Raw genomic sequence first — 3,894 nt, 5'->3', positions numbered from 1 at the left:
TCCGCGATCTGAGGTTCTGACGAAGTCCGATCGCGGCCATGGGCCGCTCCCGGCCGGACCGCTCCTACAAAAAGGATGGGTGGATAAAGGAGCAGAGTATGTCAAAAGAAAAAGACGATAACTACTGGCGCGACAAGCTTTCACCGGAAGAATTTCAGGTGTGTCGCGAGGCCGGCACCGAGCGGCCATTTTCCGGTGAGTATTGGGATCTCTTCGAGGACGGCAGCTATCGCTGCCGCTGTTGCGGCGAGGTGTTGTTCCAGTCCGAATCCAAGTTCGATGCCGGTTGCGGCTGGCCCAGCTTCGACGCGGAAGCCCGCCGGGGCGTGGTGGATGAGCGGGTGGACAACACCCTGGGAATGCAGCGCACGGAAATCGTCTGTGCCAACTGCGGCTGCCATCTGGGGCACGTATTTCCAGACGGCCCCACGGAGACGGGATTGCGTTACTGTGTGAACTCGCTATCGGTGAAATTCGACCCCAGTCAGGGAGAGAAAAAATGACAGAGGGACACTGGAGCCGCTGGCTGGTGGGCATTCAGGTGCTGCTGCTGACGATCATCCTTCTCGCGGGCCTGGCCCTGCGCCTGGAACTGGTGCACTTCCGCCTGGTGTTCCAGGTATTCAGGTACGCCGGCCTGGCGGCGCTGGCGGTGGCGCTGCTGTGCATGCCGGTGTTTATCTGGGGGCTGGTGAAGCGCCACCCGGAGAGCCGCCGCGCGGCGCTCTGGGGTGTGGTGCTGGGGCTGTTGCCGGTGGCGGTGCCGCTGCTCACCGTGGGCAAGAACAACTTCGACGTGCCGCCCATCCACGATATCACCACCGATACCAGGGACCCGCCCCGGTATGAAACAGTGCCGTCCCTCCGCGAGGAGGGCGACAACAGCGCCGAATATGCCGGGGAGCCGGTGGCGGACCAGCAGCGCGAGGCGGATATCTACTCGGATATCCAGCCACTGCAACTGGCCCTGCCGGTGGAACAGGCCACCCAACTGGCGGCCGATGTGGCCGGAGACATGGGCTGGCGGGTGGTGGCGCAGGACAACCGTCGCGGCCACCTGGAAGCGGTGGACAGGACCCCATTGCTGGGGTTCAAGGACGATATTGTGGTCCGGGTACGGGCGAAAGGAGAGGGTAGCCGGGTGGATGTGCGCTCCAGCTCCCGTGTGGGCAAGAGCGACCTGGGGACCAACGCCAGGCGCATTCGGGAGTTTCTCTCGGAGATGGAGGGCCGGGGCAAATCCCAGGTCGGGGGAAGCGGGTAAGTGCCTGACTTAGAAAGAAAAAAATACAGTAAAAGTTATCCCGCGGGTGTTGACAGCCCCCGGGGTGCTACATAGAATGCGCCCCACTTCTGACGCAGTGCTGATCTAAGAGACGCCAGCGGGCGGCAGAGGAGTTCCGGGTCCCCTTCGTCTAGAGGCCTAGGACACCGCCCTTTCACGGCGGTAACAGGGGTTCGACTCCCCTAGGGGACGCCACGCGGGAATAGCTCAGTTGGTAGAGCGCAACCTTGCCAAGGTTGAGGTCGCCGGTTCGAACCCGGTTTCCCGCTCCATTTACCTGCTTGGTGCAAGAAGGTGTTTACACTGTTTCTTGTAGCAGGTTGCTCCGGAAAGTTTCCGGTAGCGATGCCATCGACAGTGTGGCAGCATTGGCCCTGGCAGGGCCAAGTGCAAGTTTTCTGTCCCCATCGTCTAGAGGCCTAGGACACCGCCCTTTCACGGCGGTAACAGGGGTTCGACTCCCCTTGGGGATGCCATATTCGAAGGGTCGCAATATTGTGATCCGAGAAGAGAGTCAGGCGGGAATAGCTCAGTTGGTAGAGCGCAACCTTGCCAAGGTTGAGGTCGCCGGTTCGAGCCCGGTTTCCCGCTCCAAATAAAAAAGCCGCTCCATCGAGCGGCTTTTTTTTGCGCAATTTTCAGAATCCGCCGGACGAACACAAGGTTCGCCCCTACAGATGCCTGCATTGTCTCCCTGTAGGAGCCTGCTTGCAGGCGAAAGGAGCCGGGCTCCGTAGTGATTCGCTTGCAAGCAAGCTCCTACAGGGTGCCCGATTCACCCTTGGCGTTTCCCGCAAACTTTGTCCGGTTGAAATATGCCGGCCATGGGCGTTGAATAGGCGCTCGTTTCCAGGAGGCAGTAATGACAGCCGCGCTCTCCATCCGCAATCTGCAAAAGACCTACGACAACGGTTTCCAGGCTCTAAAGGGCATCAGCTTCGACGTGCAGCCGGGAGACTTCTTCGCTTTGCTGGGCCCAAACGGCGCCGGCAAGTCCACCACCATCGGTATCATCTGCTCGCTGGTGCGCAAGACCGCGGGCCAGGTGTCTATCTTCGGTATCGATATCGACGAGAATTTCCCCGCGGCCAAGCAGATGTTGGGCGTGGTACCGCAGGAGTTCAATTTCAGCCAGTTCGAGAAGGTCTACGATATCGTCGTTACCCAGGGCGGTTTCTACGGCATGCCGCGCAAGTTGGCGGAGGAGCGCACGGAAAAATATCTCAAGCAACTGGGGCTGTGGGACAAACGCGGCACCCAGGCGCGTATGCTCTCCGGCGGCATGAAGCGCCGGCTGATGATTGCGCGGGCGCTGATTCACGAGCCCAAACTGTTGATTCTCGACGAGCCCACCGCCGGAGTGGATATCGAACTGCGCCGCTCCATGTGGACTTTTTTACAGGAGATCAACCGGGAGGGTACAACGATTATCCTCACTACCCACTACCTGGAGGAAGCGGAGAGCCTGTGCCGCAATATCGCCATTATCGACAAGGGCGATATCGTGGAGAACACCTCGATCAAATCGCTGCTGAAAACCCTGAATAAGGAAGTTTTTATTCTCGATTCCCGCGATAGCCTGAGCGAGTGCCCGGACCTGAAAGGCTTCGAGGGGCGACTGCTGGATGACCACAGCCTGGAGGTGACGGTGGAGAGGGGCCACTCGCTTACCGAGCTGTTCGCCGCACTCGGGGAGCAGGACATCAGCATCGTCAGTATGCGCAACCGCGCCAATCGCCTGGAGGAGTTGTTCGTCTCCCTGCTCGCGGAAAACAAGCAGCTTGAGGGGGAAGAGTAGTGAACAGCAATGCCACCTGGACTTCCTTTTCGACCATTATCCGGCGGGAGGTGCGCCGCTTTATGCGCATCTGGCCGCAGACCCTGGTGCCGCCAGTGATCACCATGTCGTTATACTTCGTGATCTTCGGTTCGTTGATCGGCAGGCGTATCGGCGAAATGGGCGGCTATTCTTATATGGAATTCGTGGTGCCGGGCCTGATCATGATGGCGGTGATCACCAACTCCTATTCCAATGTAGCCTCTTCCTTTTACAGTGCCAAGTTCCAGCGCAACGTCGAGGAGCTGCTGGTGTCGCCGACGCCCAATTGGGTGATCATGGCTGGCTATGTCCTGGGCGGCGTGTCCCGCGGGCTGATTGTCGGCCTGGTGGTGACGCTGATCGCGCTGTTCTTTACCGACCTGGGCGTGCAGCATATCGGGCTTACTATCTCCATTGTGTTCCTGGCCGCAGTTCTTTTTTCGCTGGCGGGTTTTATCAATGCTATCTTTGCCAACAGCTTTGACGATATCTCGATTATTCCCACCTTTGTGCTGACGCCGCTCACCTATCTGGGGGGAGTCTTCTATTCCATCGAGCTGCTGTCGCCCTTCTTTCAGGGGCTGTCCAAGCTGAACCCGGTTCTATATATGGTGAACGCCTTCCGCTACGGCGTGCTGGGCGTGTCCGATATCAATGTGGTCTGGGCTTTTGTCGGTGTACTCTCATTTATCGTCCTGCTGTTTGCCTGGGGGCTGCACCTGATGACCCATGGCAAGCGCTTGCGACACTAATATATTCATCTGTAGGAGCGGGGCCAGACCCCGCTAGC

4 protein-coding genes and 4 tRNA genes are annotated in these 3,894 nt (G+C 59.0%); all 8 read left to right on the top strand.

The features are described 5' to 3' along the window. Positions 1–98: 98 nt before the first annotated feature. The 8 genes from msrB (at position 99) to ACRC0P_RS10385 (ending at position 3,856) form a co-directional block, all read left to right on the top strand. The gene (gene msrB, locus ACRC0P_RS10420; RefSeq protein WP_438630580.1) at positions 99–503 is read left to right on the top strand and encodes a peptide-methionine (R)-S-oxide reductase MsrB; all 405 of its coding nucleotides are present in this window, start codon (positions 99–101) and stop codon (positions 501–503) included. Beyond that, positions 500–1,264: a DUF1499 domain-containing protein gene (locus tag ACRC0P_RS10415; protein WP_438630578.1), complete on the top strand. Its 765-nt coding sequence runs from the start codon at positions 500–502 to the stop codon at positions 1,262–1,264. Before msrB ends, ACRC0P_RS10415 begins: the two co-directional genes overlap by 4 nt. A gap of 140 nt (positions 1,265–1,404) precedes the next feature. Further along, a tRNA-Glu gene (locus tag ACRC0P_RS10410) sits at positions 1,405–1,480 on the top strand. A gap of 1 nt (position 1,481) precedes the next feature. After that, a tRNA-Gly gene (locus tag ACRC0P_RS10405) sits at positions 1,482–1,557 on the top strand. 128 nt (positions 1,558–1,685) lie between these two features. Beyond that, positions 1,686–1,761, top strand: a tRNA-Glu gene (locus ACRC0P_RS10400). 42 nt (positions 1,762–1,803) lie between these two features. Next, a tRNA-Gly gene (locus ACRC0P_RS10395) sits at positions 1,804–1,879 on the top strand. A gap of 268 nt (positions 1,880–2,147) precedes the next feature. Further along, positions 2,148–3,083: an ABC transporter ATP-binding protein gene (locus ACRC0P_RS10390; protein ID WP_438630576.1), complete on the top strand. Its 936-nt coding sequence runs from the start codon at positions 2,148–2,150 to the stop codon at positions 3,081–3,083. Continuing rightward, a complete protein-coding gene (locus ACRC0P_RS10385; RefSeq protein WP_438630574.1) occupies positions 3,083–3,856 on the top strand; it encodes an ABC transporter permease in 774 nt (257 codons plus the stop codon). The genes ACRC0P_RS10390 and ACRC0P_RS10385 overlap by 1 nt, the downstream gene beginning before the upstream one ends. Positions 3,857–3,894: the final 38 nt, after the last annotated feature.

Source organism: Microbulbifer sp., assembly GCF_051659245.1.
GTDB lineage: Bacteria > Pseudomonadota > Gammaproteobacteria > Pseudomonadales > Cellvibrionaceae > Microbulbifer.
The sequence above is the reverse complement of the archived record's forward strand: the minus strand, read 5'-3'. Positions and strand labels throughout refer to the sequence as shown.